Here is a 25,837-nt window from a genome sequence, read left to right as displayed (position 1 = left end):
CAAGACAGGTCTGTGGGATGATGCCCCACGATTTCCACGGCCAGGCATAGGCATGACAGGTATGGACGTAGATGGATCTGCTTGAACGACTCGTGACCCTGTTCGCCGAGAACGGCTACGCCTCGGTTTTTATCGCATTGATTCTATGCGGCGCCGGCATACCGTTACCCGAGGATGTCACCCTGGTCGCCGGCGGTGTCATCGCCGGTCTCGGCTACGCCAATGTGCACGTGATGTTTGCCGTGTCCATGGTCGGCGTGCTGCTCGGCGATGCCGGCATGTTTCTGCTCGGCCATCACTACGGCGCGCGAATCTTGCAGTGGCGGCTGGTCGCACGGCTGCTTACTCCGGCGCGCTACGCCAAGGTGCAAGAAAAATTCGAGCGCTACGGCAATCGGCTGATGTTTTTCGCCCGCTTCCTGCCCGGCATGCGCACCGCCGTGTATATCACCGCCGGCACCACGCATCGCGTGACGTTTATGCGCTTTTTTCTGCTCGACGGTTTCGCCGCACTCATCAGCGTGCCGTTCTGGGTTTATCTCGGCTACTTCGGCGCCGATAACCACGAATGGCTGGTGATGTGGATACGCCGTGGCCAGAGCAGCTTGTGGGTACTCGGCGGCATCTTGCTGTTGACCGTGCTGGTGCTGTGGTGGCGGCATCGCCGCCGCGTCGCCGCCGGGCACGCACCGAGTACTGAGGCATAGCACTGAGGCATAGACAGGAGGCCGCAAGCGGCCTCCTGCCGTGACGCTTACTGAGCCTTTACGCTGACATCGTCGATCACGAACGAGGTCTGCTTGGTGGAGTTTTCCTTGCCGTAGAAATTGATCTGAATGGTCTGGCCGATGAACGCGGACAGGTCCACCGTGTGCTCGACGTAGCCGGCGGCCGCGTTGAGGTTCGACCAGGTTGCCAACGTCGTGTACTTGCCGCTGGCATCGAGCACCTGCGCGCTAAGCGTGTCGTTTGCGGTGGTGGTCGTGGTCTCGGCCGTGTCGATATGCAAGAAGAAATCCAGCGTGGCCTTGGTCGCCGTGGCGGGAATGGTGATCTGCTGGCGCACGTAGTCCGTATGCGTGGTGCCGTAGCCGTTCAACCATGCCTTCCAACTGCCGGTGTGGGCCGCCTCGCTGCTGTTGTTGGTAATCACGCCGCTGGTCTGTGTCCAGGGCGTGGTGCCTCTCTCGAAGCTGTTGTTCTGCACCAGCTCAGTGCCACCGCCACTCGTGCTATTGGAAACGCTGAAGTTCACCGTGCTGCTGGTGCCGACGTTGCCAGCCGCGTCGTAGGCCTTGGCGATCAGGTTGTGCGTGCCGTTGGCCAAGGTCGTGGAGTCCAGGGCCATCTGGTACGGCGTTGCGGTCAGCGTACCGGTCAAGCCGTTGTCGACGTAAAACTCGACCTTGGTCACGCCAACATTATCGGTGGCGTTGGCCGACAGCGTAATCGTGCCGCTGCTACCGCTCTCCGCTGCACTTACCGTCGGCGGAGTGGTATCGCCACCCGTGCTGTTGGCAATGCTGAAGTTCACCGTAGTACTGGTGCCGACGTTACCGGCGGCGTCATAAGCCTTGGCGACGAGGGTGTGGGTACCGTTGCTCAGCGTGGTGGAGTCCAGCGTCGTCTGGTAAGGCGATGCCGTCAGGGTCGCATTGAGACCGTTGTCGACATAGAACTCGACCTTGGTCACGCCGACGTTGTCAGTAGCATTCGCCGACAGCGTAATCGTGCCCGCACTACCGCTCTCCGCGGCGCTCACCGTCGGCGGCGTGGTATCGCCACCGCCCGCACCCTCGGTGACCCATACCGGTGCGGACCATAAGAGGTTGCCGTCATCCTGGGTGATCTTGGCGTAGTAGAAGTGATCGCCAATTGCCGGCGTGATGGTGGTGGTTGCCGTGCTCGACATTTCGGTAACCGCGCCGTTGCTGCCCGGCACGCCTTCGAACACTTGCACGCGCTGTGCGGTACGGCCCGAGCTGCTGGCGTAGTTGACGGTCAAGGTCAGCGCACCGGAATTATTGAAACGCTGGCCCATCAGATTGCCATTGGCCGTCAACACCACTTGCCCGGTTTTATCCTCGGTCGCGAACACGCGGCGGGCGCGCAATGCATCGAGGAAGCTGCTCATGCTGAGCGCCGTGCCATTGGGAATCAGCACGCCGGTGCGGTTGGTATAACTGGCACCCCAGTTGGCGCAGTGATTGTCCTGATCGGAACTCGGCGCCACGTGATAACCGCGCGCCAGCAGAATATTGAATGCCGGCTCGTAGCTGGTGCGGCTGGTCTCGGTCTGGGTGGTATTGCTGGAAAACGCGGAGCTGTTCAACACTTCGGCCAGCACCATTACCTGGTCGCCATCGGCGCTGTAACCCAGATCGGTGGAGTTGACGTTGAACTGGCCGCTGCTGGACGGATGATTGAACTGGCCGATCCAGCCGTTCGTATTCATCAGCGTATACAGCGAACCGTAGTCGCTCTTCGCGGTGAAAATGTCACCGATCAATTGACCGGAGCTGTTGTATTCCCACTCAAGCAAGCTTGGCGTGTTGAAGATATTCAGATGCCCGCCATTGCTGATAACACCCCACTCCAAGCCATAAATAGCCAGGAAGTTGGAATGCGCTGCATTGAACGTGCTCGCCGCCTGCAAACCCGACTGATAAAGATTGTGCGCCGTGGTCGGATTGGCCGAGGTATTGGTGCCGGTCGAGCCGTCGTACATATGGTTGTGCTCGGATGTCATCAACATATCCAAGCCTTGGTTGGCCGCATACTGATAAGCATCGGCCGGGCCAAACGCACCGCTTTGCGGCGACTGCGCGCCAACGCAGGTGGATAGGTTGCCGCCACCGTCGCTGTGATTGGTCTGGCTATGCAGGTTGCCGAAATAAATCGTGTACGGCAGACCACCGGCACCGACCGACTGCGCCTGCACGGCCCGTGTGGAGACAGCGTCACCGTGATGACGCAAACCCACAAAGGCGGGCATCTTCGGCGCGGCGACCACACCGGCCAGCACATCGTAGCTTTGCTCTTCGATCAGCTCAGGCGCATGCGTTTTAGCTTGCTGCAACGCATTCGCCGTGAGGCCGGTACCGATGCGCGCCGTCGTGGCGTTATCGAGCGCAATGGCCCGCATGCGCACGGTGTAGTAGCCGCTCGCCAATGCCTGCCCATTGCCATCGCGGCCATCCCAAAGCACTTGCGCTTGCGAATTGCCGCTGCTGATCGCGCTATGCCCTTGCCACTGGCGCAGCACACTGCCGTCACGACGCAACAAGGCAACTTCCCACGCTATCGGCGTGCCCACCGTTGCACCGGGATAGGCGAAATTCAAAGTAATCGGACGCGCCCCCGCGCTCCGAAACGGCACATGCAACGCTGCCTCGAACTCTTCGTGATCCGGCAGCGCGCCGGCAAACACTGCTCCCGCAGTGAACATACTGGCAAGCACCAGGCTTGCGCGTATCGTCTTCCGCAACATGAATACCCCTCCATAGTTAATGCGAAGGATTCCCCCTGGCACACCATCGCCGTGCCAGCTGACAGGATCATGACCGCGCGACTTCTTGCGGGTGACCGAACGCACAAAATGTTTCATGCGCAGTCGAAAGTTTGTGCGGCCAACGCAGCCGGCCAACCCTCTCCAATGAAGAGAGGGTTGGCCGGCAAGCCTTCAACGATGACTATTTCTTTACCGTCGCCGCATCCTGCCGATTCCACCAACCACCGCCGAGTGCCTGGAACAACGCCACCGTGTCGGCATAGCGACTGGCCCGTGCCTGCACCAAGGCGATGCTGGCCTGCCGCCAAGTCACTTCGGCATTGAGCAACGCCGTAGTGCTGATATCGCCGAGGGCTTGCTGACGTTGCGCGATAGCGAAACTGCGGGCGGCGGCACGCTCGGCAGCTTCAGCGGAAACCAACGCGTTGGCATCCGCTTGCACCGCTTGCAATACGTCAGCGACGTTTTGCACTGCGGTGATGACCGTACCCCGATACTGCGCGGCGCTTTGTCGATAGCTGGCTTCGGCGGCGCGTTGTTTGTGTTTCAGCGTGCCGCCATCGAACAGCGGCGCGGTGATGCTGGCGCCGAGATTCCAGAAGCTGGTGCCGTCTCTGAACAAGTTGCTCGCTTTGGTGGAGGTACTGCCCCCGCTGGCGGCGATTTGCAGGTTGGGCAGGCGGGCCGCGATAGCCACGCCGATACCTGCGCTGGCGGCGTGCAGTTGTTCGGCGGCAGCACGCACGTCCGGGCGTTGCTCGATCAGCCGTGCGGGCACGCTGAGCGGCAACTCCGTAGGCAGCTTGAGGGCGTCCAGTTGAAACTCAGCATCGAGCTTATCGCTGGGCATGCGCCCACTGAGCGCGGCGAGCAGGTGGCGCTGTTGCGAGAGTTGCTTCTGCAACGGCGGCAAAGTAGCGCGACTTTGTTCGAGCGCGGCAACCTGGGCGGCAACGGCGGCTTCGGACACATCGCCCAATGCTTGTTGCCGGCGTAGCGCGGTAAGAATGTTGCTTTGTGCCTCGACAATGCGTGTCGTCGCATCGATCTGCGCGCGCAGCGAAGCTTCCGTGATGGCCGCATTGACCAGGTTGGTCGTCAGGGTGAGATAAGTCGCCTCCAGCTCGAAGCGCTGCGCATCGGCCTGTGCAATCAGCGACTCGACTTGCCGACGATTGGCGCCCCACAGATCGAGCGTGTAACTCACACTGACTTGCGCCGTGGTGAGGTTGTAGAACGTTGCACCGGACGATGCCGGGCTGGCGAGATCGGGGGCAATTTTTTGCCGGGTCGGATTGAGGCCGAGATTGACGCTTGGAAAATACGCGCCGCGTTGGGCGTAGGCGTTTTCCCACGCCACTTGCAGCGCGGCTTGCGCCGCTTCGGCGTCGGCGTTGTGTTTGAGCGCGTCGTCGATCAGCGCATTCAACGGCTCCGAATGGAACAGCGTCCACCACTGGCCGGGAATATCCATATCGCGCACCAGATGCTGCGCATCACCGCCAGGCCCATGGGCAGCGGCGGTAACTTCCGGTGCTGGGGTCGACTCGTAGTCGCGGGCCTGCGGTGCGGCTGGACGATGGTAGTCCGGCCCGACCGCACAGCCGGCAATCAGCAGGCCGATACTTGCAGCCAGCAGTGTCATCACGGGGAAAGTGCGCATACTCAAAGCTCCCTCGCCGGCCGCTGATGGCGCTGGCGGCGCTCGACATAGCGTTCGAGCACGTAATAGAAAGTGGGCAGGATAAATAACGTGAGCAAGGTCGCGATGACCAGACCGCCCACCACTACCGTAGCCAGGCCGCGCTGCACATCGGTGCCGATACCGGTCGCCAACGCCGCCGGCAACATGCCGACACTGGCCACCGTCGCGGTCATCAATACCGGGCGAAAACGTTCTGTCGCACCCAACAGCACCGCGTCGCGCACGTCATGTCCGTCTTTGCGCACGCGATTGAAGTTGGCGACCATGATGATGCCGTTTTGCACCGCGACACCGAACAGCGCGATAAAGCCCACCGCGGTGGCGATGTTCAAGGTCTCGCCTTTCACATGCAGTGAAATCAATCCACCCAGGGTCGCCAGCGGCACTACGGCGAGAATCAAAAACGCCTGCCGCAAACTGCCGAACTCGGCGAACAGCAACACCGCCATCACCGCCAGCACCAAACCCATCACCAAGATCAACCGTGCTTGCGCGCGCTGCTGATTCTCGAACTGACCCGCCCATTCCAGCCGGTATTTCTTGCTGTCGAAATGCACGTTGGAGCCGATCTTTTGCTGCGCCTCGACCAGATAATCAGACAACGCGCGATCGGCATTGTCGATGCGGATGGTCAACTGGCGATGGCCGCCTTGATGGGCGATCGTGCTTTCGCCGGTCTGCAAAGTGATCTTGGTCAGCATCGCCAGCGGCACTTTCGCACCCGAGGGCGCGGTGAGCGTCAGCTTACCGAGTGCCTCCGGGCTGGCCGCCACCTGTGGCGAGACCTTGGCGGTAACGCCATACACGCGATCTTCGACATAGGCCTGGGTGATCGGCGAGCCACCCACACCGTTCTGAATCACACTGTCGATATCGGCGATATTGATGCCATAGCGCGCGGCGGCACCGCGATCCACCTTGATGGTCAACTGCGGTACCGGCGGCTCCTGAAACACCGAGGCATCGGCGGTACCGCGTATGCCATGCAGCACATCGACGATCTCGCCGCCGATGCGTCGCAGTTCCACGAAATCATCGCCATAGATACGCAATACCAGCGGACTATGCGCGCCGCCGACCATATCGTTCACACCATCGATGATCGGCTGACTGATGCCGACGCTGATGCCGGGAATCTGCTGCAGCCGGGCGTTGAGGCGACGCACGAAACTCTTCTTGTCCTCGCCCGCCGGCCAACTGTCGTAAGGCTTCAAGCCAACGCCCGATTCAATATGCGAAGGCGTCCACGGATCGCTGCCGGTGTCGTTACGGCCCATCTGGGTGACCACATAGGACACCTCGGGAAACTCGCTGACCACATGGCGATATTCGCTGGCCATCTCGCTGGCTTTCTCCAACGACAGGCCACTGGGCAACTGCACTTGCACCCACAGCGAACCTTCGTCCAGATCCGGCAGAAATTCACGGCCGATACTCATGCCCAAAACCAGTACCGCAACCAAGGCGGCACCGGCAATGCCATAGGCGATGCGCGGACGCCCCAGCAGTTTCTCCAGCGTGTTGCGATAACCGGCCTGCAAACGCTCCAGCGGGCGGTTGTGGAAAATCTTGCGCGGCTTACGCAAAGCCATATAAGCCATGCCAGGCACCAGGGCGATGGTGCACAACAACGCGCCCAGCAAGGCGTAACCGACGGTGTGCGCCATCGGCGAAAACAAGCGGCCCTCGGCGCGCTCGAACGCCAACAACGGCGCATAAGCGGTAATGATGATTAGCGTGGCGAAGAAGATCGGCCGCGCCACCTGGCCGGTGGCGCTGAGTACATCGGCCGGTTGCAGTAATGCATTGGGACGACTCTCGCGCTTGCGCAGAATCGCCTCGGTGACCACGATCGCACCATCCACGATCACACCGAAGTCGATCGCGCCCAGCGAGAAAAGGTTCGCCGGCATCTTGGTGAAATGCATGACGATAAATACCGCGACCAGCGCAAACGGAATCGTCACCGCCGCCACCATCGCGCTGCGCGGGCTGCCCAAGAACAGAATCAGCACGATGCAGACCAGGCCGACACCCTCCATCACCGTATGCGAAACCTTGCCGACGGTGGCCTGCACCAGTTCATCGCGATCGATATACGGCACGATGCGCACACCCATCGGCTCAAGCCGCTGGTGCAGTTCATCGACCTTGGCGTGAATGCCATCCAATACCTTGGATGGATTCTCGTACTTCAACAAATCGACAATGCCTTCGATGGTGTCCGGGTTGTTGTTCTTGCCGAGAATGCCTTCGCGTACCTGATGCCCATACTGCAACTTGCCCAGATCGCTGACTCGCACCGGACTGCCGCCGTGCTGGGTCACCACGATGTCGCCCATATCCTTGAGCGTGCGGATCAGGCCGACCCCACGAATGACATACGACTGATCGCCACGCGAGACGCGGCCGCCGCCGGCATTGGCATTGTTGGCGTTGATCGCGCTCACCACATCGTTGATGCCCAAGCCGTAGCGCAGCAATTGTTGCGGGTCGACCTCCAACTGGAATTGCTTGGTGAAGCCACCGAAGTTGTCCACGTTGGCCACGCCCGGCACCTGCTGCAGCCCCGGTATGACGATCCAGCGCTGAATCTCCGACAGCTCCATCAAGTTCTTGGTATCGGACTCAAGGGTGTAGCGATAAATCTCGCCCGCCGGACTGGATACCGGATCGAGTCCCGGCGTGATGCCGGGCGGCAAGGTCACCTGGCTGATGCGCTCCATCACGCGCTGACGCGACCAGTAGTCCTCCGCGCCATCGCGAAAAACCAGGGTAATCAGCGATAGTCCAAAGGTGCTGCTGGAGCGCATCGATACCAGCCCCGGCGTACCCGCCAGCCCGCGCTCTAGTGGCGTGGTGATCTGCTGCTCGATCTCCTCCGCGGCCAGGCCCGGCACCTGCGTGGTGACCTGGGCGGTGACGTCGCTCAGTTCGGGATATGCCTCTATCGCCAACTGAGTCCAGGAGTAGTAACCGAAAATCATCACCAGCACGGCAATCCCGATCACCAGCATGCGCTTGTGAAAGCACCACTCAATGATCCGGTTAATCATTGATAAGCACTCCGCCTGCCACGACCACGCGATCGCCTGCCATCAGGCCTTTGACGATGCGCGCATTGGCGCCCTCGTCGCTGCCGAGCACGACCGTGCGGCGCGCAAACGCCCACGGCGATACTTCGACGAACACGGTGACGCTGTCGTTGTTCATCAGCAGCGCCGATTGCGGCACAAAGGCCGCTTTAGGCTGCGGTACCTGGAAATTCGCCGTGGCGAACATGTTGGGCTTCAGCGCGCCGTCGGCATTGGCCAACGCAATACGCGCCTTCAAGCGACGCGAATCGGGATCGAGCACGGTACTGACAAATTGCACGGTGCCGTGAAAACTGCGCTCCGGCCACGCCGGCAGCGTCACATCGACCGGCTGTCCCGCGGCGATCTGCGCCGCCTCGTTCTCGGCGACATTGGCGGTGATCCACACATGATCGAGGTTGGTTACCGTCATCAACACGGCATTGGGATCATTGGCGTAGGCACCCGCCGCCGTCGCCAGCGTGGTCACCGTGCCGGACTGCGGCGCGGTGATCTCGATACGCCGCGAACCGCCTTTGTCGTGCGTGGATGCCCCCAGCACGGCAAGCCGAGTCTGCGCGCGAGTCGCTTCGGCCTGCGCCTGGACATAGGCGCTTTGCGCGGCCTCCAGATCTTTCTGCGCCGAGCCACCCGCGTCTTTCACGCCCTGTGCCCGCTCCAGCGATTTCTTGGCCAGCCCGAGCACGTCGGCTGCTTTTGTTGCATCGGACTGGGCTTGGGCAAAGTCGCCCGAGGCGATCACCGCGAGCAATTGTCCCCGCGTAACTTGCGCACCCAACCCCACCTTCAGTTCGACGACCCGCCCAGTCAGCGGCGCCAGGATATTCACCGTGCGCGCCGGGTCGGCTTCAACGACAGCCGGCGCTATCAGGACATGCGGTGTCTCGCGCCATTCGACCGGCGCCACCTTGATGCGCGAACGCAACGGCGATTTCTCCGGTATCCGCAGCACACCATGATCGGCGACTACCGCCGGTGCATCCGCCGCGCCACCCGGCGTATTTGTACAGGCGGCCATAAGCAAGGTAAGCGCCACGGCGAGGGATACACGCGGCAGGCTATCAATCAGACGAAACGACATAAAACTTCCCCCAAGCGGGATAAAAACGCATGTTCATCAACGATCTCTGGGCCTCGCGCAGGCGCGAACACCCTCACTGCAATCAAGAGACCACAGAACTTAGATACAGGTAGAGATCATCGGCGTCGCTTTGACATAAGCGACGATGCGTTCTCTGCCCACGGTCAGATCAGCACTGGCGTGCACGACCGGGCAGGTATGCGCGGCGGTGCGGCTAATGTGTCTGGCTTACTCTCAATCGAGCTTGCTGTAATGAATGTGATCTAGGGCAACTGTCCAATGACAGGGATCCTCCTATGGCCTTGCCGCATAACGGCTATGAGTGAGTGGATCAGTGAGAAGAAACTACCGTCGGCGTACTCTCGCGCACTAATCGATTCTGTAATAGGCCGGCACGCTCCAGCGGCAGATAAGCCAACGCCGCCAGATGTGAGTGGATGCGCTTGAGATCACGCAGAATGCGCAGATAAACGTCGCCGCCACCGCCGCCGTCGCGTTGTTCGCGCAGTGCGCGGATATGCCGCTCGGAGGCTTCGTTTTCCATCCGCCACAAGATCTCTTTGTTGGCGATCAATTGCTGTGCCGCGCGCAAGTCGCCGCGCATAAACACCATCAAGCCGAGCCGCAGACTCTCCATCACCTGATGCTGCATGGCGGCCAGGTCTTGAATGTCCTCTGCACTGAAATCCTGTCCGCGCTGGGCTTTTTTCGCGGCGAACTCCATCAAGTTATTCGCCGTGATATCGCCGATATGCTCGATATTGATGACGAAGGCGAGGATCTCCTGACTGCGCTCGCCGTCTTCTTCGTTGAGCGCTTCGTTGCTGAGTTCGGCCAGGTATTCGCGTATCGCCATACCGAGGCGGTCCGTGGACGAATCCATCCGGCCGATCGCAGTCGCCCGCACACGATCGTCTTTGCCAAACACCTCGACCAAACCTTTCAACATGCTCTCGACCATGTCGGCCATGCGCATGGATTCGCGCGCGGCATTGGCCAACGCCACATTGGCGGTATCCAGTGCCGCCTCATCGAGGTATTGCGGTACGCCGGGATCGGACGGCTGCGGCGGCTCCGGCAGCAAACGCACCAGTAGTTGCGCCAAGCGCTCCACCGGCAGAATGAACAACAGCGCCAGCGCCAGGTTAAAAGCGGTGTGGAAGTTCACCACGATGCGTGCCGGCGACGCGCCCAGCGGCGCCAGCAGAGCGGCGAGCTGCGGCAGGAAAGGCAGACACACGATGCAGCCGGTCAAGCGCACCAGCAGATTGCCCAACGGCAAGCGACGGGCAACCGGGCTATGCGCATCGAACAGCGCCGGTAGCGTGGCGCCGAGATTGGCGCCCAAGACCAAGGCCAGCGCACCGGGGGCATTAATCACCCCGGCATTGGCCAGCGACACGATCAACAACACCATCGCCACACTGGAGTGACAGGCCCAGGCAAGCAGCGCCGCCACCAGCATCGCCAGCACCGGCTCGCCGGACAGGCTCTGCAATACCGCATGCAAGGCCTGCGCACTCTCCACCGGCGCCAGTGACAGCACCAGCAAGTGCAGCGCCAGCAACATCAAGCCAAGCCCGATCGCCACCCGGCCAAGATTTTCATAGCGCGCATCGTCGCTGCGTCGGTGCACCACAAAGCCAAGCAAGATCAACACCGGCGCGATCACCGCGATGTCGAACGACATCACCTGCACGATCAAGGTCGTGCCGACATTCGCGCCCAGCATCACCGCCAGCCCCGGCGCCAGACCGAGAAACCCGCTGGCAGCGAACGAAGCCGCCATCAAGCCGGTGGCGGTACTGCTCTGCAGCACGGCGGTAATGCAGACACCGAAGGCAAACGCAGCCGGCCGCCGGCCGAGATAACGACCCAGCCAACGGCGCAGCGCGCTGCCATAGCCACGCAGCACACCGCTGGTGACCATGTGCGTACCCCACAACAGCAGGGCGACGTAGCCGGCAATGTCGAGTAAGGCGAAGGTGCCTTTCATACCCAACTCCAAATAAATAATGGCTCTGCATTCCAGCCTTCCCCTCTATTAAGGGAGAAAGCTGGAATGAGCAGCGGTTGCTTGCGGGAGCGCTGATCGTTGCAGGCTCCTATGCAGCAAAACCGCAGGATAGCCCCTCACCTACTCTCTCCCCCATGGGAGGAGAGAACTGACGTCAGAGCCAGCGTCCGTACCGGCGAATGTAGACCAGCTTCACCAACTGGGTCAGCACGCAGTACGTAAACACGGTCAAGGCGACCCAGGCGAAATACACCGTCGGCAGCGGGACCATGCCGAACTTCGCGCCCAGGCCCGTGAACGGCAGTACCACGCCGATAAGGATGGCGGCGGCGGTCAATGCCAGCACCGGTGCTGCCGCGATGCTCTGCACGAACGGGATCTTGCGCGTGCGGATCATGTGCACGATCAAGGTCTGCGTCAGCAGGCTTTCGACGAACCAGCCGGTCTGGAAGAACGCCTGGTGATCGGGCGAATTCGCACCGAAGACATGCCACAGCAACAGATAGGTAGTGATATCGAAAATCGAGCTGACCGGACCTATCCACACCATGAAGCGGCCGATGTCGCTGGCGTCCCACTTGCGCGGCTTGCGCAGGTATTCCTCGTCCATGCGATCGAACGGAATCGACAGTTGCGAGATGTGATACAGCAGATCGAGCACCAGCAGTTGCAGCGGCAGCATCGGCAGGAAGGGCAGGAACGCGCTCGCCACCAGCACCGAGAACATGTTGCCGAAGTTCGAGCTGGCGGTCATCTTGATGTATTTGATGATGTTGCCAAAGGTGATGCGCCCTTCGATCACACCCTCTTCGAGCACCATCAGATTCTTTTCAAGCAAGATGATGTCGGCCGACTCCTTGGCGATATCGGTGGCGGTATCCACCGAAATGCCCACGTCCGCCTCGCGCAACGCCGGCGCGTCATTGATGCCATCGCCGAGGAAGCCTACGGTGTGACCCTGGCGCTGCAGCGACTTCACCACGCGCGCCTTCTGCAGCGGCGACATCTTGGCAAACACCGTGGTGCGCTTGACCAGTTCGTCCAGCTCATCGTCGTTCAGCGGCTCGATGTGCTTGCCCTGCGCCGAATGTTCGACATTCAGACCGACTTCGCGGCAGATCTTGCGGGTGACCGCCTCGTTATCGCCGGTAATGACCTTCACTTCCACGCCGTGGTGATGCAGCGCGGCGATAGCGGTGCCGGCGGTGTCCTTCGGCGGATCGAGGAAAGCCAGGCAGCCGACCGCGATCAGGTCGCTCTCGTCAGCCACGCCGTAAGCACGATCAGCCGGGGCTTGGCGCTTGATCGCCACCACCAGTACGCGCAAGCCGTCCTCGTTGAGATGACGGGTCATCGCCTTGATGTCGGCGCGCTGCGCCTCGTCCATCGGCAGAATTTCATCGCCTGCCTTGGCATAGGCGCAGATCGACAGCATCTCCTCGACGGCGCCCTTGCACACCAGCAACTCGTGACCATCGCCATTGGCCACCACCACCGACATGCGGCGGCGCTGGAAGTCGAACGGGATCTCGTCAACGATGCGGTAGTGCGCGGCAGTAGGTTCAAGGTCACGATGCGACAGCACCGCCTTGTCCATCAGATTTTTCAGGCCGGTCTGGAAACGGCTGTTGATGTAGCCGTACTCCAACGCCTCGTCGGACTCTTCGCCGTACAGGTCGAGATGCCGCTCCAGTACGATCTTGTCCAGCGTCAGCGTGCCGGTCTTGTCGGTACACAGCACGTCCATCGCTCCGAAGTTCTGGATCGCGTTGAGGCGCTTCACCACCACCTTGCGGCGCGACATCGCCATGGCGCCCTTGGCCAGGTTCGCGGTGACGATCAGCGGCAGCATTTCCGGCGTCAGGCCGACCGCCACCGATAACGCAAACAGAAACGCCTGCACCCAGTCGTGCTTGTCCAGGCCGTTGATGACGAAAACGATCGGCACCATCACCGCCATAAAGCGGATCAACAACCAGCTCACGCTCTTGACGCCGCGATCGAAGCTGGTCTGCACGCGCTGGCCAACAACCGTGCGTGCCAGCGAGCCCAGATAGCTGCGCGAACCGGTAGCCACGATCACCGCCGTGGCGGTGCCGCTGACGGCGTTGGTGCCCATATAGCAAACGGTAGCCAGATCGAGCGGACTATCGACCGCGCTTTGCTCCGCCGCCTCGTCGAAAGCCGGCCCACGCAGCGGCGCCGATTTCTCCACCGGCAGCGATTCGCCGGTAAGAATGGCCTGGCTGATAAACAAGTCTTTGGCACTGAGCAGGCGCAAATCGGCTGGCACCATGTCGCCCGCCGCCAGATGCACGATGTCGCCGGCGACCAGCTCGGCCACCGGCACTTCGATGCGCTCGCTATGGCCGTCCGAGGCCCGGCGCGTCACCGTAGCGGTGTTGCGCACCATCGCCTTCAGCTTCTCGGCGGCCTTCGAGGAACGGTATTCCTGGCTGAAACTGAGCAGCACGCTAATCAGCACCATCACCGAGATGATGGTCGGGCCGGTCAGGTTGGTGTGATCCGTAGCCAACTGCACGCCAGCCAGCACCAGCAGCACGACGATGAACGGGTTCTTGAATGCGTGCAGCAACTGCAGCGTCCAGTGCGGCGGCTTCTCGTGCGATACCTCATTCAACCCGTCGCGATCCAACCGCTCGGCGATCTGCTCTTCATTAAGGCCAGCCACGCTGGTATCGAGCGCAGCCAGCAGCGCCTCGTTGTGGCGGAACGCCTCCATGGCCACGGCAATACGAACCGGGGTGCCGGCCGCTTTGCTTGCAACGGTCTGGGTGGAATGCTTATTCATGACTCGCTTCCGTGGATTTCGATAACACTTGCGGGGCGGACCAGCGAGCCGGCAGGATCAACCCACGCGCTCAGAGTGATCTTGAGTAAGCGCCGCGGAGTTGGCACAGGCCAACCCCGGCGGGCGCACGCTGCTTCATCTAGCGACTAGATACCAGCTGCAGATGACCGTGCGTTTGCGATAAAGCATGTTGCGACGGCGAGTGGTCATGCCAATGCGCTACCGGACGACCGCCGGCCGAGTCGGCATCCCAATGCATGTCGATGGCGTGCGCGCCCTCTGGCTTAAGCAGCGGCTCGGGCACGGTAATGGTGAAAGAGCGACGCACAGCGTCACGGCGACCGAACAGCGGCAAGCGAGCCGCGGTACGCAGACGAATAAAATCGCGAAGGAGCTTCATAGCCCATCTCCTCGTAACGACGCCGACGGCGTCGTCAGGGGTGGGCCGGACTTCCCTAGTCTAGGAAAGCGCCAGCCGACCGCAGGCGGTCGCCGCAGACAATCAGCTTGTTATGCAATGCCGGCACCCGATGCTCGCGGATGTCGACGTTGCGACTAGGGTAAACGTCCATATGCCTTGGTTTGGTAAGACAGGAAGCCAACGGACGCGGGACGCGACCGGCAGCCGGCGTATTGTCGTGCTGCAATGCGGGAGTGTCAACCCTTGTAAAGCCCTTATTTGGCGGGCGGGAGTGACGCATCGGATGGGCCTTTTGGGCTTATCCACGGCGGCTACTCCAACCTCGCGCCGGCGCCCGGCGGTGGCGACATAGGACTATGCTCTTGCCGCCAGCTACTGATCTACCGCAACCCACTCGCCAGACCTGCCCGTTTTCAACCGACGTCATTGCAGCGCAGAGGAGAAGGGCCATGCAGCAGGCTATCGATAGACGCGAACCGCTCGATTTCATTTGGCTGGAGCTGACCGGGCGCTGCAACCTGGAGTGCGTCCACTGCTACGCAGACTCCGGCCCGCAGCGGCCGCTTTCCGAAGGCATGAAACTCGACGACTGGATCGACGCGCTCGACCAGGCCGCGGCGCTCGGCTGCAAGAAGGTGCAGTTTATCGGCGGCGAGCCCACGCTCTACCCTGGCCTGGCGCAACTGATCGCGCATGCGCGCAAGACCGGTTACGAGCATGTTTGCGTTTATACCAACGGCACTCATTTCACCGACCACCTGAAAGCGGTTTTTCTTGAGCATCAGGTCAACCTGGCGTTCTCCGTCTACGGCTCAAGCGAAGCGGTGCACGATCGAATCACCCAGCGCAAAGGCAGCTTTGTCAAAACCGACCGCGCCGTGCGCTGGGCCAGCGAAGCCGGCCTGCCGGTACGCGCCAGCATCATCGAAATGCACGCCAATGCCCACGATGTGGGTGAAACAGAACGCATGCTGCGCGAAGCCGGCGTTACCTCAGTTTATGTCGATCGAGTGCGCGGACTCGGACGCGGCTCCCAAGAGCGTCCGGCGCAACCCGCATTGAAAGAACTCTGCGGGCGCTGCGGCGACGGCAAGGTGTGCGTCAGTTCGAACGGCGAGATCTATCCGTGCGTGTTCGCGCGGTTCGCCGCGCTCGGAGAGATCAAGAACAACGGTTTGGCAGAAGTCTTTTATGGACGGCCATTACACGGTTTTCGCAACGCATTGATCGACGCGCATGGCCAGGCGACATCACTTACAACCCATGCATCGGCATGCGGCCCCGAGCCTGGTGAACCCTCGACAGGGTGCTCACCCGAACAGCCAGCACCTCCATGTACGCCGGAGCGTGACCCAGGGCGATGCGGACCCGAGATCCCGCCGCCGGACTGCGCGCCGGAAAAACCCAGCATTTGCACGCCGGAGAAGGCGGCCTTCCATCCAATGTCATCTACCGCCAAACCGTTCTGACTTGAGATGAAAAACGGCTACCGCATCTTCGATGCCGACCTGCATACCATCGAGCCGGATGATCTGTGGTCGCGTTATCTCGATGCGCCGTTCAAGACGCTTGCGCCTCGCCCCAGGCCCATTCCGGCCGCGGCCACCTACTCATCGCCGATACCGCGGCATGAGCACTATCGCGTGGCCGCAGCCGCTGGCTACAACGCACCCTCGCACTTGCGGGCGATGGCGATAGAGGGAATCGACATTGCGGTGCTGTTCGGCACACGCGGCCGGCATGTGCAAATGCATGACGACCTCGATCCTCCCTTTGCCGATGCGCTGGCGCGTGCACATAACAATTGGACCTACGACTTCTGCGCCCATGATCCGCAGCGACTCAAGTTCGCCGCGCAAATCGCTTATCACGATGTGACGCTTGCCGTGCGGGAGGTTGAACGCGCGGTCGAAAAACTCGGCGCGGTTGCGGTGATCGGCAACCCCAACCCAGTAAACGGCCGGCATATTCACGACCCTTATTTCGAACCGCTATGGCAGACCATTGAGGGCCTTGGCGTACCCGTGTGCTTTCATCCGACCGGCGTTTGGACGCTGCACGATGACATCGGACGTCGCTTTATCGATCATGTCGGAGCACGCATGATTACTAATGCCGCGCGCAATCCATTGGAACTGATGCTCGCATTCGCAAGCCTGGTCACCGGCGGCGTGCTTGAGCGGCACCCGCAACTGGTATGCGCCTTTCTTGAAGGCGGTTGCGGCTGGGTGCCCTGGTGGCTGTGGCGCCTGGACGATACCTGGGAGAAATTTCCCGAGGATATCGAGATCCCATTGTCGCTACGGCCAAGCGAATACTTCAGCAGGCAATGCTATGTATCCGTCGATGCCGGCGAAAAGTATCTGGCCGATGTTGTCGCCGCCATCGGCGATACCAACATCGTGATCGCCACCGACTATCCGCATCGCGACAGCATGTTTCCCGATGCGATCGGCAGCTTTATTGCGCGTGAGGATATTTCCGCGCAAACCAAGACGCGAGTCTTGTGGGACAACGTTGCACGCCTATATGCCTATACCGTGGAATGCGCGTGACTTGTTCTTGCGTATGCTCGTACAACGCATCGATTACTATCCGAGCATCACCCAGGAAACTCGATGCTCAGCTCACGGCTCGATCACTGGCTCACTCGTCGAGCCACACAAAACCATCCCGGCGGCAGCTCCACGACCCGCATGCTGAGCACCAGCGCCGGCTTACTGCGAGTGCTCGATACCACCACACCAGGCCCTAGCGTGGTCCTGGTACCCGATGGCCCCAATACCATCGAGCACTACAGCACTCTGATCGCACGACTCTCGCCACATCGACGCGTGATCTGTTTCGACATGCCCGGCTTCGGCTTTTCCCGCCCCGCAGCCAATTACGGTCACTCGCTCGACCAAGGCGCGCGTGCCGTGCTCGATGTACTCGACCATCTCGGTATCGAGCGCACCACACTCGCATTCAGTTGCGCGAATGGCTTCTATGCCATGCAGGCAGCGCAACTGGCACCATCGCGCATAGCCAGCCTGTTTCTGGCACAAACCCCATCGCTGGCGGCGATGCACGCCTGGACCGATCACGTCATACCTCGGCCGCTGCATATCCCCGTGCTCGGCCAAACCATCGCGCGAGCTTTTCGACGCAAGATGGTCGCAAGCTGGTATCGCTACGCTCTGCCTGAATCCACCGATCCAAAACCATTTCAACAAACAGCCATGCATGCACTCTCGGCCGGCGGTTGCTTCTGCCTGGCCGGCGTGGTGCAAGGTTTATCGAGAGAACCCATCACCGCACTTGCCGAACTAAGCGTGCCCTGCACCATGCTATGGGGCACCCGCGACCGCTCCCATCGGCACACCGCACCGGAATCCTTGCTCGCCTGCGCACCCCGCGCCGAGATCATCCGCGTCGACGACTGCGGCCACTTTCCCGATATCGAACAACCCGAGCGCTATGTAGAACTGTTGCTGGCGCATTTGCGGAAATATGCGTGACCGCGCGCCACCATCGCTCAATCAAGTCGCCGGCTGAAATACCCAACCCTGCTGCACCATCGGTGCCACCAGCCAGTGGTCCGCCAGGAGGAAGGCGAACAGCGCCATCAGGTAGACGATGGAGTAGTTGAATACCTTCATCGCGAACAACTCATCGGGCGGATTCAGCAAGCGCACGGCGTAGTAGAGAAAACCCGCGCCAAGCACGACGGCGCCGCCGAGATAGACCAGGCCGCTATAACCGGTGAGCGTCGGCAGCAGGGTCACCAGCACCAACAGGATGGTGTAGAACAGCACGTGCCAGCGGGTGTACACCACGCCGTGAGTCACCGGCAACATCGGCACCTGCGCCCGCGAGTAATCGTCACGGCGGAAGATCGCCAGGGCCCAGAAATGCGGCGGCGTCCACACGAAAATAATCAGGCATAGCTGCAGCGCAAAGGGGTGCAGCGAACCGGTAACGGCAGTCCAGCCGAGCACGGGCGGAATCGCGCCGGCCAGGCCCCCAATCACAATATTTTGCGGCGTCGCGCGCTTGAGGTAGGCGGTATAGACCACGGCGTATCCGATCAAACCGCCGAAGGTGAGCAACGCAGTCAGTGCGTTCACCAACAACACCAGCACCAACATCGAGACCACGCCCAGGCTCAGCGCGAACAACAACACCTGGCGCGGCGTGAGATGACCTGTAGCGAGCGGCCGGTGCGCGGTGCGCGCCATCAGCTTGTCGATGCGCTGGTCGATCAAGTGATTGAAAGCCGCCGCCGAAGCCGAGGCCATCCAGATGCCTATCGTGCCGAACACCAACGCACGCCAGGGCGGTATGCCGGGTACGGCGAGGAACATGCCGATGATGGCGCAGAACACCAGCAGCGCGACGACACGCGGCTTGGTCAGCTCAAGATACTCACGAAACATATTCAATGGCATCGGCTGTGATTTAGTTTGCTTCGCCATCTCAGCGTGATCCCAGGTAGCGAAAACTCGATTCATCGGCACGGCGCTGCGTACGCGCCAACAACGTCAACAACGTAAGCAAAAGCAGTGCGGCAACGCCATTGTGCAAGGTTGCCACCGGCAGTGGCAGGCCGTAATGCACGTTACTTACACCTAGCAGCACCTGGACCAGCAGCACCGTGATAACGGCTAAACCGTAGCCGCGCAGGCCACGCCGCGAGACCGTGAAGGCAAGCCAGGCGAGATAGCAGAACACCACCAGCGCACCGATGCGGTGCGCGATCTGGATCGCGCTGCGCGCGGCCATATCGAGCACACCGCCTTCATAGTTGACGCCAATGCCGCGCCACAGCACGAAGCCTTCCTTGAAGTCGGTAGGCGGCGCCCATTGACCAAGGCATAGCGGAAAATCCGTACCGCAGGCCAGCGCCGCATAGTTGGCAGACGTCCAGCCGCCCAAAGCGATCTGCGCCAGCAACAGCACGATGCCGACAACCACAAGCTTGCGCATATCGGCATAGCCGTCGTCGCGCGCGCCCACTCCGGCGAAACGCAGCGCGGCATAAGCCAGCAGACCAAAGGTTGCGATACCGCCAAGCAAATGCCCCATCACCACAATGGGCTTGAGCAGTAAGGTCACCGTCCACATGCCGAGCATGGCCTGGAAAATAATCACCGCCAGGGCCAGCACGCTGATTTTCCATGCCCCCGACTGCTTCAGACCTATGGCTGCGCACAACGGCAAGCCAATCGCGAAGACCGACAACAGGGAGGACCAGGCGTGCTCTCCATGCATGTACAGCCACACGCCGAGTGCGGCAAAGACCGCGCCCATCATCACGGCATTGCGCACCCACGGCTTGCGCCAACTGGCGATCAAAGCGAGGGCCAGTACCAGGACGCCAAGCGTGCCGGCGAGAAAACGGTGTACTTGTTCGCGCCAGGCCTTATGCGTTTCATAGGGGCGATCGGGGAATGCCTGGTTCGCCTGCGCGATCTCGTGCGCATGCCCCGGCCAGCTCGCCTTGCCGTAGCAGGTCGGCCAATCCGGGCATGACAAACCCGCGTTGGAGAGACGCACGAAGGCGCCGAACATCACCACGCCAAAGGCGAATACGGCGGCAAGCAAGGCAAGGCCGCGCAGAATTTTTATCGTGCGGGCGGACATCAGCGAATGACCTTCTGCAGATCTTTGCGCAGACCGGTGGGGTCGAAGCCGGCGGAGTACAGCGACAATGCCGTGCCGTTGGATTCCACCAGTAAAGCGGCAACGCTATCGGGTTCGCTCGGCCGATAGCCGGCAAGCTTGCCATCGGTATCCGTACCCAGCGCCCAGTAATTCTTCATGCCGTCCTGCCCGGCGTCCACCGGCGGCGTGCCCAGATAGAGCAGGCGCAGACGCGGTGCGTTGCGATTCAAGGTAATCCGCGCCGCGGCCATCTTGGTCAACGTGTCGATGCAACGCGCCGCGCAATCGGGGCCGGCCAAGGCGATCAAGGTCAGTTGCGGCTCGGTTGCACGCCATGCCCACCACTGCCCATCGCTCACCTGCACGCGCAGATGCTCGTCGGCGAAATTGCGCTGCGGGAATATGGGTTGACCGTTGGCCTTGCCGATAGGCTGCCAACCGCTGAAGGTAAGCAAGGCGGCAGCGATGATCGGCGCAGCGAACACCGCCATGATGAGAAGCAATTTTAGACGGCTATGGCGCAGCGTCGGGTTGGCGGGCTTGTTCATGGACTATCCGTACTTTTGGGTCGGCTCGGTTTACGGCGGCGATGCAGGATCAAAAAGATCACCACGGCTGCCACGGCAAAAGTGAACCACTGAAAGGCATAGGCACGATGCCGCGCCGGCGGCATCGCAGAGAAATCGAGCGTGTGTTCGCGCACGTAGATCGAGGCCGGATCGGCATCCAGCGCGAGCACCAGCGGATACAGCGGGCTGCCAAGATCGGCCGCCACTTGCTTCACATCCAGGTAAATCGTGGTCTTGGGCCAGCGCGTCTGTTTCGCCAAGGCATTGCCGCCCATCTGGTAGCCCACGCCGGGTGGCGGCAAGTAGAGACCTTGCAGGGTGCGTTCATCGCCAGGCAATGGCGGCAGTTGCGGCGTCTGGTCGGTGCCGTTGCCGGGCAGAAAGCCGAGGTCGATCAGCACGAGATGCTCGCCGCCGTGGATTCGAAATGGCGCGTATACCTCGACCCCGCCGCGCTGATCGTGTTTGGGGTTGTCCAGCAGATAGATGCGATCGACCAGATATTCGCCCCGCACTTGTACACGCGCGAAGGCATCTTTCGGCGGTGCCTCGGCTACTGCGGCAAAATCGCGCACAGGCGCGGTTGCCGCTGTGGCATACCGTCGCAGAATTTCCTCTTTCTCGTCCGCGCGATGCAACTGCCACATGCCCAAACGCAGGAACAGCAACGTTCCGGCGAGGGTCAGCAGCACGGACCACCAGGCAGGACGGCGCAGTCCGTTCACGCGGAGGCACCGCGTACGGCCGTTATACTGCCGATGTCATCATCGTTTGGATCAATCACGTGGAAACCGTCTACAAATATGCGCTGGTGATCCTGCTGCTGGTCGTGCTGTTCAATCTCGGTCAAGCGCTGTACTTCATGATGATCGACAAAGACGGCAGCAAGCGCACGGTATGGGCGCTGACTCGTCGCATCGGTCTATCGATCCTGCTGATCCTGATGGTCGTGCTTGGCATCTGGATGGGCTGGCTGCACCCACACGACGTGGGTCAGTGATTGTAGCGGCCTGCCGGGCTTTGCGCCCCCACCCGCGACAACCCGTCGAGACACCGTCAGTAAGCTCTGGCAAAAGCAGATCAACAAAAAGCCCGCCATTGGCGGGCTTTTTGTTGGCAGCAACCAGGTTGCTCAGAGAATGTAGACGAACATGAACAGGCCCAGCCAGACCACATCGACGAAGTGCCAGTACCAGGCCACGGCCTCGAAACCGAAGTGGTGGTCCTTGCTGAAGTGGCCCTTGGCGCAGCGCAGCCAGATCACCGCCAGCATGATCGTGCCCAGGGTCACGTGCATGCCGTGGAAGCCGGTGAGCATGAAGAAGGTCGAACCGTAGACGCCGCTCTGCAAGGTCAGATTGAGCTGGTGGTAAGCCTCGATGTACTCGTGCGCCTGGAAATACAGGAAGGTCGCACCAAGCAGCACGGTAAGCCCCAGGAACACCAGAATCTTGCCGCGATGGCCCACCTTCAGCGCATGGTGCGCGATGGTGATGGTCACGCTGGAGCTCAGCAGAATCAGCGTATTGAGCAGGGGCAGGCCCCAGGCCGCCACGGTCTGGAAGTTGCCGCCGATGCGATCGGGACCGCCACCGCCATTGGCGCCCCACGAAGCGGCGTAATCGCTCCACAGGAACTGATGGGTCAGCACGCCATGGCCTTCGCCGCCAAGCCACGGCACCGAATACATGCGGGCGTAGAACAAGGCACCGAAGAACGCACCGAAGAACATCACTTCGGAGAAGATGAACCACATCATGCCCATGCGGAACGAGCGATCCACCTGGCTGTTGTAGCTGCCGGCCAGCGATTCGCGAATCACCGAGCGGAACCAGCCGAAAAACATCAGCAGGATGCCGGCCACGCCGATTTTCAGCGTCGTGCTGCCGAAAAACTCCTCGCCCGGCTGTGCATTCAGCCAGTGTGCGGCACCGAATACGGTGACGAACATGACCACAGCGGCCACGAACGGCCAATAACTCTTGGTCGGTACGAAATAAGCGTCTTGCTGGTGACCCATGGTGAGACCCCGTGGATATTCTTGTTTCCATCCGCCCCGCCGGACTGCGCGAGGCACTTCAACCCGAATCGCCATACCCGGCGACTCGGAGGGATACCGCTTTACGTAACCGCCTTACGACAACTTCAACATCTGCAGAATCGAGAGCAGGAAGATCGCCACCGCGACCACGGTTACCACCAGTGCGGTACGCCGGGCATTCTTCAATTGCGCCTGCTGTGTCGGATCTTTCACTTGCTGCGTCATCGCTTGCGGTTCCGCATGCCCAGACCGCAAACGGCCTGGGCACTCAATCAATCGTCAATATGACCGTGGGCCAATTCATCGTCATTGATGACCGGCGGCACGTCGAAGGTATGGAACGGCGCCGGCGACGGCACTGTCCACTCCAAGCCCTTGGCGCCTTCCCACACGCGGTCGGTGGCTTTCTTCTTGGAGAACCACACCGCATGAATGATGACGCCGAGGAAAATCAACTGCGAGGCGCCGAACCAGAAACCGCCGATCGAGCTGATCATGTTGAAGTTGGCGAACGCCACGTTGTAATCCGGGATGCGGCGCGGCATGCCGGCCAGACCCAGGAAGTGCTGCGGGAAGAACAGCACGTTGACCGAGATCACGCTGGACCAGAAATGGATCTTGCCCCAGGTCTCGCTGTACATGCGGCCAGTCCACTTCGGCAGCCAGTAATAGCTGCCCGCGATGATCGCGAAGATGGCGCCGGTCACCAGCACGTAGTGGAAGTGCGCCACCACGAAATAGGAGTCGTGGTACTGGAAGTCGGCCGGAGCCAGCGCCAGCATCAGGCCGGAGAAACCACCGATGGTGAACAGGATCACGAACGCGATCGCCCACAGCATCGGCGTCTCGAAGGTCATCGAGCCGCCCCACATGGTGCTGACCCAGTTGAACACCTTCACGCCGGTCGGCACCGCGATCAGCATCGTCGCGTACATGAAGAAGATCTCGCCGCCCAGCGGCAGACCCACCGCGAACATGTGATGCGCCCACACGATGAACGAGAGGAAGGCGATCGAGGCAATCGCGAACACCATTGCCTTGTAGCCGAAGATCGGCTTGCGGGCGAAGGTCGGGATGATCTCCGAGACCAAGCCGAACGCCGGCAAGATCATGATGTAGACCTCGGGATGCCCGAAGAACCAGAAGATGTGCTGGAACAACACCGGGTCGCCGCCGCCAGCGGCATTGAAGAAGCTGGTGCCGAAATATTTGTCGGTGAGCAGCATGGTCACCGCACCGGCCAACACCGGCATCACGGCGATCAGCAGGAAGGCGGTAATCAGCCAGCTCCACACGAACACCGGCATCTTCAACAGATCCATGCCCGGCGCACGCATGTTGAGAATGGTCGCGATGATGTTGATCGCGCCCATGATCGAGCTGATACCCATCAAGTGGACCGCGAACACCACATAGGCAACCGAATCACCCTGCAGCGACAGCGGCGGGTACATGGTCCAGCCACCGGCCGGGCCGCCACCTGGCATGAACAAGGTGGACAGCAGCAGCGTGAAGGCGAACGGCAGGATCCAGAACGACAAGTTGTTCATGCGCGGCAACGCCATATCCGGCGCACCGACCATCAACGGAATCATCCAGTTGCCCAGGCCGACGAAGGCCGGCATGACCGCGCCGAAAATCATCACCAGCGCATGCATGGTGGTCATTTCGTTGAAGAAATACGGCTGTACTAGCTGCAATCCCGGCTTGAACAGCTCGGCGCGGATGACCATGGCGAAACTGCCGCCAATGAAGAACATCGCCAACGAGAAGATCAGATACAGCGTGCCGATGTCCTTGTGATTCGTGGACATGCACCAGCGCGTGAAGAAATTCTTCGGCGCGCCGTGATGATCGTCGTGGTGATCGTGGGTGGCTGCGTGGGCCATGGCCTTGCACCTCTACCTAAATGCGAATTACGTGAACATGAGTGAGCGGAATTCCGCTCAACCCTTGTGATTGTCCGTTGCCGGGGTTGCTTCTGCCGAGGTTGCTTGCGCAGTCGCCGGCGCGGCGACGGTGGAAGCAGCCGCTGGCGCGGCAGCCGGAGCGGGCTGCGACGCCTGTGCCTGCTTCTCAGCCAGCCACTTATTGAACTCGTCTTTCGTTACCGCCTTCACCACGATCGGCATGAAGCCGTGATCCTGGCCGCACAGCTCGGCGCACTGGCCACGGTAAACGCCAGGCTCGTTGATATTGGTCCAGGCCGCGTTGACGATGCCCGGAATGGCATCCATCTTCCAGCCCAGCGCCGGCACCCACCAGGAGTGGATCACGTCACCGGCGGTAATCACGAAACGCACCTTGGTGTTGATCGGCAGCACCAGCGGCTCGTCGACATTGATGAGATAGGTGTTGTAGCCATCCACTTTGACGGCATTCGGGTCCATGCCCGATTTGAGCTGGCGCGTCTCGTCGCTCTCGCGATCGAGCTTGGACATGAAGCCGACCTTGTCGATCGGCTTGCCCTGGTAATCGACGTAGTCGTAGCGCCATTTCCACTGGTAGCCGGTGACCTTGATGGTCATTTCCGAGCCGGTGGTATCGGCGAACAGCTTCAGGCCATTGGTGGCCAGATAGGCCAGCACGACCAGGATGATGACCGGAATCGTGGTCCACACGATTTCCAGCGTGGTGTTGTGCGACCACTTCTCCGCCACGGCGCCACGCGACTTGCGGAAGCGGAACATGGCGATGAACATCGCGCCGAACACCAGGATGCCGATGACAACGCAGACGCCGAGGGCGACGTTGTTCAGGAAATACGGCACGTGGGAATACGTAGTCACGCCGCGCGGCATGTTTAGCTGTCCGGGTTCGGGGTTCGCCTGAACCACGCTGCCGAACAACGCAAAGGCGGCCACCGCCAACGCTGTAACTGCTCGTTTGATGCCGCCAGGCCTGATGCCGCCAGATGTCATGTCTTGCACCTTTGTTGA

General features: G+C 61.0%; 20 protein-coding genes. 5 read left to right on the top strand and 15 right to left on the bottom strand.

Annotated elements, in window-relative coordinates:
• The first annotated feature begins 71 nt into the window (after positions 1-71).
• Positions 72-707: a DedA family protein gene (locus tag DVJ77_RS08130; RefSeq protein WP_114844983.1), complete on the top strand. Its 636-nt coding sequence runs from the start codon at positions 72-74 to the stop codon at positions 705-707.
• A gap of 47 nt (positions 708-754) precedes the next feature.
• Here the strand turns inward: DVJ77_RS08130 and DVJ77_RS08125 are convergent, their stop codons facing one another.
• From DVJ77_RS08125 to DVJ77_RS08095, 7 genes are all read right to left on the bottom strand, one after another.
• The gene (locus DVJ77_RS08125; protein WP_114844982.1) at positions 755-3,490 is read right to left on the bottom strand and encodes an Ig-like domain-containing protein; all 2,736 of its coding nucleotides are present in this window, start codon (positions 3,488-3,490) and stop codon (positions 755-757) included.
• Between the two features lie 202 nt (positions 3,491-3,692).
• Positions 3,693-5,174 carry an efflux transporter outer membrane subunit gene (locus tag DVJ77_RS08120; protein WP_114844981.1) on the bottom strand — a complete coding sequence of 494 codons (1,482 nt, stop codon included), beginning with the start codon at positions 5,172-5,174 and terminating at the stop codon, positions 3,693-3,695.
• A 2-nt stretch (positions 5,175-5,176) separates the two neighbouring features.
• The gene (locus tag DVJ77_RS08115) at positions 5,177-8,272 is read right to left on the bottom strand and encodes an efflux RND transporter permease subunit (protein WP_114844980.1); all 3,096 of its coding nucleotides are present in this window, start codon (positions 8,270-8,272) and stop codon (positions 5,177-5,179) included.
• Complete coding sequence (locus tag DVJ77_RS08110) at positions 8,265-9,392, bottom strand: efflux RND transporter periplasmic adaptor subunit (RefSeq protein WP_225427898.1); 1,128 nt, start codon at positions 9,390-9,392, stop codon at positions 8,265-8,267. Before DVJ77_RS08110 ends, DVJ77_RS08115 begins: the two co-directional genes overlap by 8 nt.
• Before the next feature lie 331 nt (positions 9,393-9,723).
• Positions 9,724-11,388 (bottom strand): Na/Pi cotransporter family protein, encoded by a 1,665-nt coding sequence (locus tag DVJ77_RS08105; protein WP_114844979.1) that lies wholly within the window; start codon positions 11,386-11,388, stop codon positions 9,724-9,726.
• 175 nt (positions 11,389-11,563) lie between these two features.
• Positions 11,564-14,221: a magnesium-translocating P-type ATPase gene (gene mgtA / locus DVJ77_RS08100; protein WP_114844978.1), complete on the bottom strand. Its 2,658-nt coding sequence runs from the start codon at positions 14,219-14,221 to the stop codon at positions 11,564-11,566.
• A gap of 139 nt (positions 14,222-14,360) precedes the next feature.
• On the bottom strand, positions 14,361-14,621 hold the full coding sequence (locus tag DVJ77_RS08095; protein WP_114844977.1) for a hypothetical protein: 261 nt from the start codon (positions 14,619-14,621) through the stop codon (positions 14,361-14,363).
• A 470-nt stretch (positions 14,622-15,091) separates the two neighbouring features.
• Here DVJ77_RS08095 and DVJ77_RS08090 point away from each other — a divergent pair, with 470 nt between their 5' ends.
• The 3 genes from DVJ77_RS08090 to DVJ77_RS08080 all read left to right on the top strand — a co-directional run bounded on the left by DVJ77_RS08090 (position 15,092) and on the right by DVJ77_RS08080 (position 18,142).
• Positions 15,092-16,111, top strand: a complete 1,020-nt coding sequence (locus tag DVJ77_RS08090; RefSeq protein WP_162791413.1) for a radical SAM/SPASM domain-containing protein — start codon at positions 15,092-15,094, stop codon at positions 16,109-16,111.
• Positions 16,112-16,117: 6 nt separating this feature from the next.
• Positions 16,118-17,197 carry an amidohydrolase family protein gene (locus DVJ77_RS08085; protein ID WP_114844975.1) on the top strand — a complete coding sequence of 360 codons (1,080 nt, stop codon included), beginning with the start codon at positions 16,118-16,120 and terminating at the stop codon, positions 17,195-17,197.
• Between the two features lie 63 nt (positions 17,198-17,260).
• Entirely contained in the window at positions 17,261-18,142 is an 882-nt protein-coding gene (locus DVJ77_RS08080) for an alpha/beta fold hydrolase (RefSeq protein WP_191983676.1), read from the top strand.
• A gap of 21 nt (positions 18,143-18,163) precedes the next feature.
• Here DVJ77_RS08080 and cyoE read toward each other — a convergent pair whose 3' ends face one another.
• The 4 genes from cyoE to DVJ77_RS08060 are packed head-to-tail and all read right to left on the bottom strand — an operon-like array spanning position 18,164 to position 21,582.
• Positions 18,164-19,099, bottom strand: a complete 936-nt coding sequence (gene cyoE, locus DVJ77_RS08075) for a heme o synthase (RefSeq protein WP_114844974.1) — start codon at positions 19,097-19,099, stop codon at positions 18,164-18,166.
• 1 nt (position 19,100) lies between these two features.
• Entirely contained in the window at positions 19,101-20,267 is a 1,167-nt protein-coding gene (locus tag DVJ77_RS08070) for a COX15/CtaA family protein (protein ID WP_114844973.1), read from the bottom strand.
• A complete protein-coding gene (locus DVJ77_RS08065) occupies positions 20,267-20,836 on the bottom strand; it encodes a hypothetical protein (protein WP_114844972.1) in 570 nt (189 codons plus the stop codon). Before DVJ77_RS08065 ends, DVJ77_RS08070 begins: the two co-directional genes overlap by 1 nt.
• Positions 20,833-21,582, bottom strand: a complete 750-nt coding sequence (locus tag DVJ77_RS08060) for an SURF1 family protein (protein WP_114844971.1) — start codon at positions 21,580-21,582, stop codon at positions 20,833-20,835. The genes DVJ77_RS08065 and DVJ77_RS08060 overlap by 4 nt, the downstream gene beginning before the upstream one ends.
• A 59-nt stretch (positions 21,583-21,641) precedes the next feature.
• On the opposite strand from DVJ77_RS08060, the gene DVJ77_RS08055 reads away from it, so the two are divergent.
• A complete protein-coding gene (locus tag DVJ77_RS08055; protein WP_114844970.1) occupies positions 21,642-21,857 on the top strand; it encodes a twin transmembrane helix small protein in 216 nt (71 codons plus the stop codon).
• A gap of 132 nt (positions 21,858-21,989) precedes the next feature.
• Here the strand turns inward: DVJ77_RS08055 and DVJ77_RS08050 are convergent, their stop codons facing one another.
• The 4 genes from DVJ77_RS08050 to coxB all read right to left on the bottom strand — a co-directional run bounded on the left by DVJ77_RS08050 (position 21,990) and on the right by coxB (position 25,819).
• Positions 21,990-22,877 (bottom strand): cytochrome c oxidase subunit 3, encoded by an 888-nt coding sequence (locus DVJ77_RS08050; protein ID WP_114844969.1) that lies wholly within the window; start codon positions 22,875-22,877, stop codon positions 21,990-21,992.
• A 114-nt stretch (positions 22,878-22,991) separates the two neighbouring features.
• A complete protein-coding gene (locus DVJ77_RS21600; RefSeq protein ID WP_263853818.1) occupies positions 22,992-23,123 on the bottom strand; it encodes a hypothetical protein in 132 nt (43 codons plus the stop codon).
• Between the two features lie 47 nt (positions 23,124-23,170).
• Positions 23,171-24,787, bottom strand: a complete 1,617-nt coding sequence (gene ctaD, locus DVJ77_RS08045; RefSeq protein WP_114844968.1) for a cytochrome c oxidase subunit I — start codon at positions 24,785-24,787, stop codon at positions 23,171-23,173.
• 57 nt (positions 24,788-24,844) lie between these two features.
• Entirely contained in the window at positions 24,845-25,819 is a 975-nt protein-coding gene (gene coxB, locus DVJ77_RS08040; protein ID WP_114844967.1) for a cytochrome c oxidase subunit II, read from the bottom strand.
• Positions 25,820-25,837 lie beyond the last annotated feature (18 nt).

The sequence above is a fragment of the Dyella tabacisoli genome (assembly GCF_003350925.1).
Classification (GTDB): Bacteria; Pseudomonadota; Gammaproteobacteria; order Xanthomonadales; family Rhodanobacteraceae; genus Dyella_C; species Dyella_C tabacisoli.
This window is presented reverse-complemented; position numbering and strand designations above follow the sequence as displayed.

Excerpts from the sequence above, each read along its gene's own strand:
- DVJ77_RS08105 (WP_114844979.1), bottom strand. The coding sequence starts at position 11,388 with ATGAAAGGCACCTTCGCCTTACTCGACATTGCCGGCTACGTCGCCCTG.
- DVJ77_RS08095 (WP_114844977.1), bottom strand. The coding sequence starts at position 14,621 with ATGAAGCTCCTTCGCGATTTTATTCGTCTGCGTACCGCGGCTCGCTTG.
- DVJ77_RS08090 (WP_162791413.1), top strand. The coding sequence starts at position 15,092 with ATGCAGCAGGCTATCGATAGACGCGAACCGCTCGATTTCATTTGGCTG.
- DVJ77_RS08130 (WP_114844983.1), top strand. The coding sequence starts at position 72 with ATGGATCTGCTTGAACGACTCGTGACCCTGTTCGCCGAGAACGGCTAC.
- DVJ77_RS08110 (WP_225427898.1), bottom strand. The coding sequence starts at position 9,392 with ATGTCGTTTCGTCTGATTGATAGCCTGCCGCGTGTATCCCTCGCCGTG.
- DVJ77_RS08115 (WP_114844980.1), bottom strand. The coding sequence starts at position 8,272 with ATGATTAACCGGATCATTGAGTGGTGCTTTCACAAGCGCATGCTGGTG.
- DVJ77_RS08050 (WP_114844969.1), bottom strand. The coding sequence starts at position 22,877 with ATGGGTCACCAGCAAGACGCTTATTTCGTACCGACCAAGAGTTATTGG.
- coxB (WP_114844967.1), bottom strand. The coding sequence starts at position 25,819 with ATGACATCTGGCGGCATCAGGCCTGGCGGCATCAAACGAGCAGTTACA.
- DVJ77_RS08125 (WP_114844982.1), bottom strand. The coding sequence starts at position 3,490 with ATGTTGCGGAAGACGATACGCGCAAGCCTGGTGCTTGCCAGTATGTTC.
- mgtA (WP_114844978.1), bottom strand. The coding sequence starts at position 14,221 with ATGAATAAGCATTCCACCCAGACCGTTGCAAGCAAAGCGGCCGGCACC.
- DVJ77_RS21600 (WP_263853818.1), bottom strand. The coding sequence starts at position 23,123 with ATGACGCAGCAAGTGAAAGATCCGACACAGCAGGCGCAATTGAAGAAT.
- DVJ77_RS08080 (WP_191983676.1), top strand. The coding sequence starts at position 17,261 with ATGCTCAGCTCACGGCTCGATCACTGGCTCACTCGTCGAGCCACACAA.
- DVJ77_RS08085 (WP_114844975.1), top strand. The coding sequence starts at position 16,118 with ATGAAAAACGGCTACCGCATCTTCGATGCCGACCTGCATACCATCGAG.
- ctaD (WP_114844968.1), bottom strand. The coding sequence starts at position 24,787 with ATGGCCCACGCAGCCACCCACGATCACCACGACGATCATCACGGCGCG.
- DVJ77_RS08070 (WP_114844973.1), bottom strand. The coding sequence starts at position 20,267 with ATGTCCGCCCGCACGATAAAAATTCTGCGCGGCCTTGCCTTGCTTGCC.
- DVJ77_RS08065 (WP_114844972.1), bottom strand. The coding sequence starts at position 20,836 with ATGAACAAGCCCGCCAACCCGACGCTGCGCCATAGCCGTCTAAAATTG.
- DVJ77_RS08120 (WP_114844981.1), bottom strand. The coding sequence starts at position 5,174 with ATGCGCACTTTCCCCGTGATGACACTGCTGGCTGCAAGTATCGGCCTG.
- cyoE (WP_114844974.1), bottom strand. The coding sequence starts at position 19,099 with ATGGCGAAGCAAACTAAATCACAGCCGATGCCATTGAATATGTTTCGT.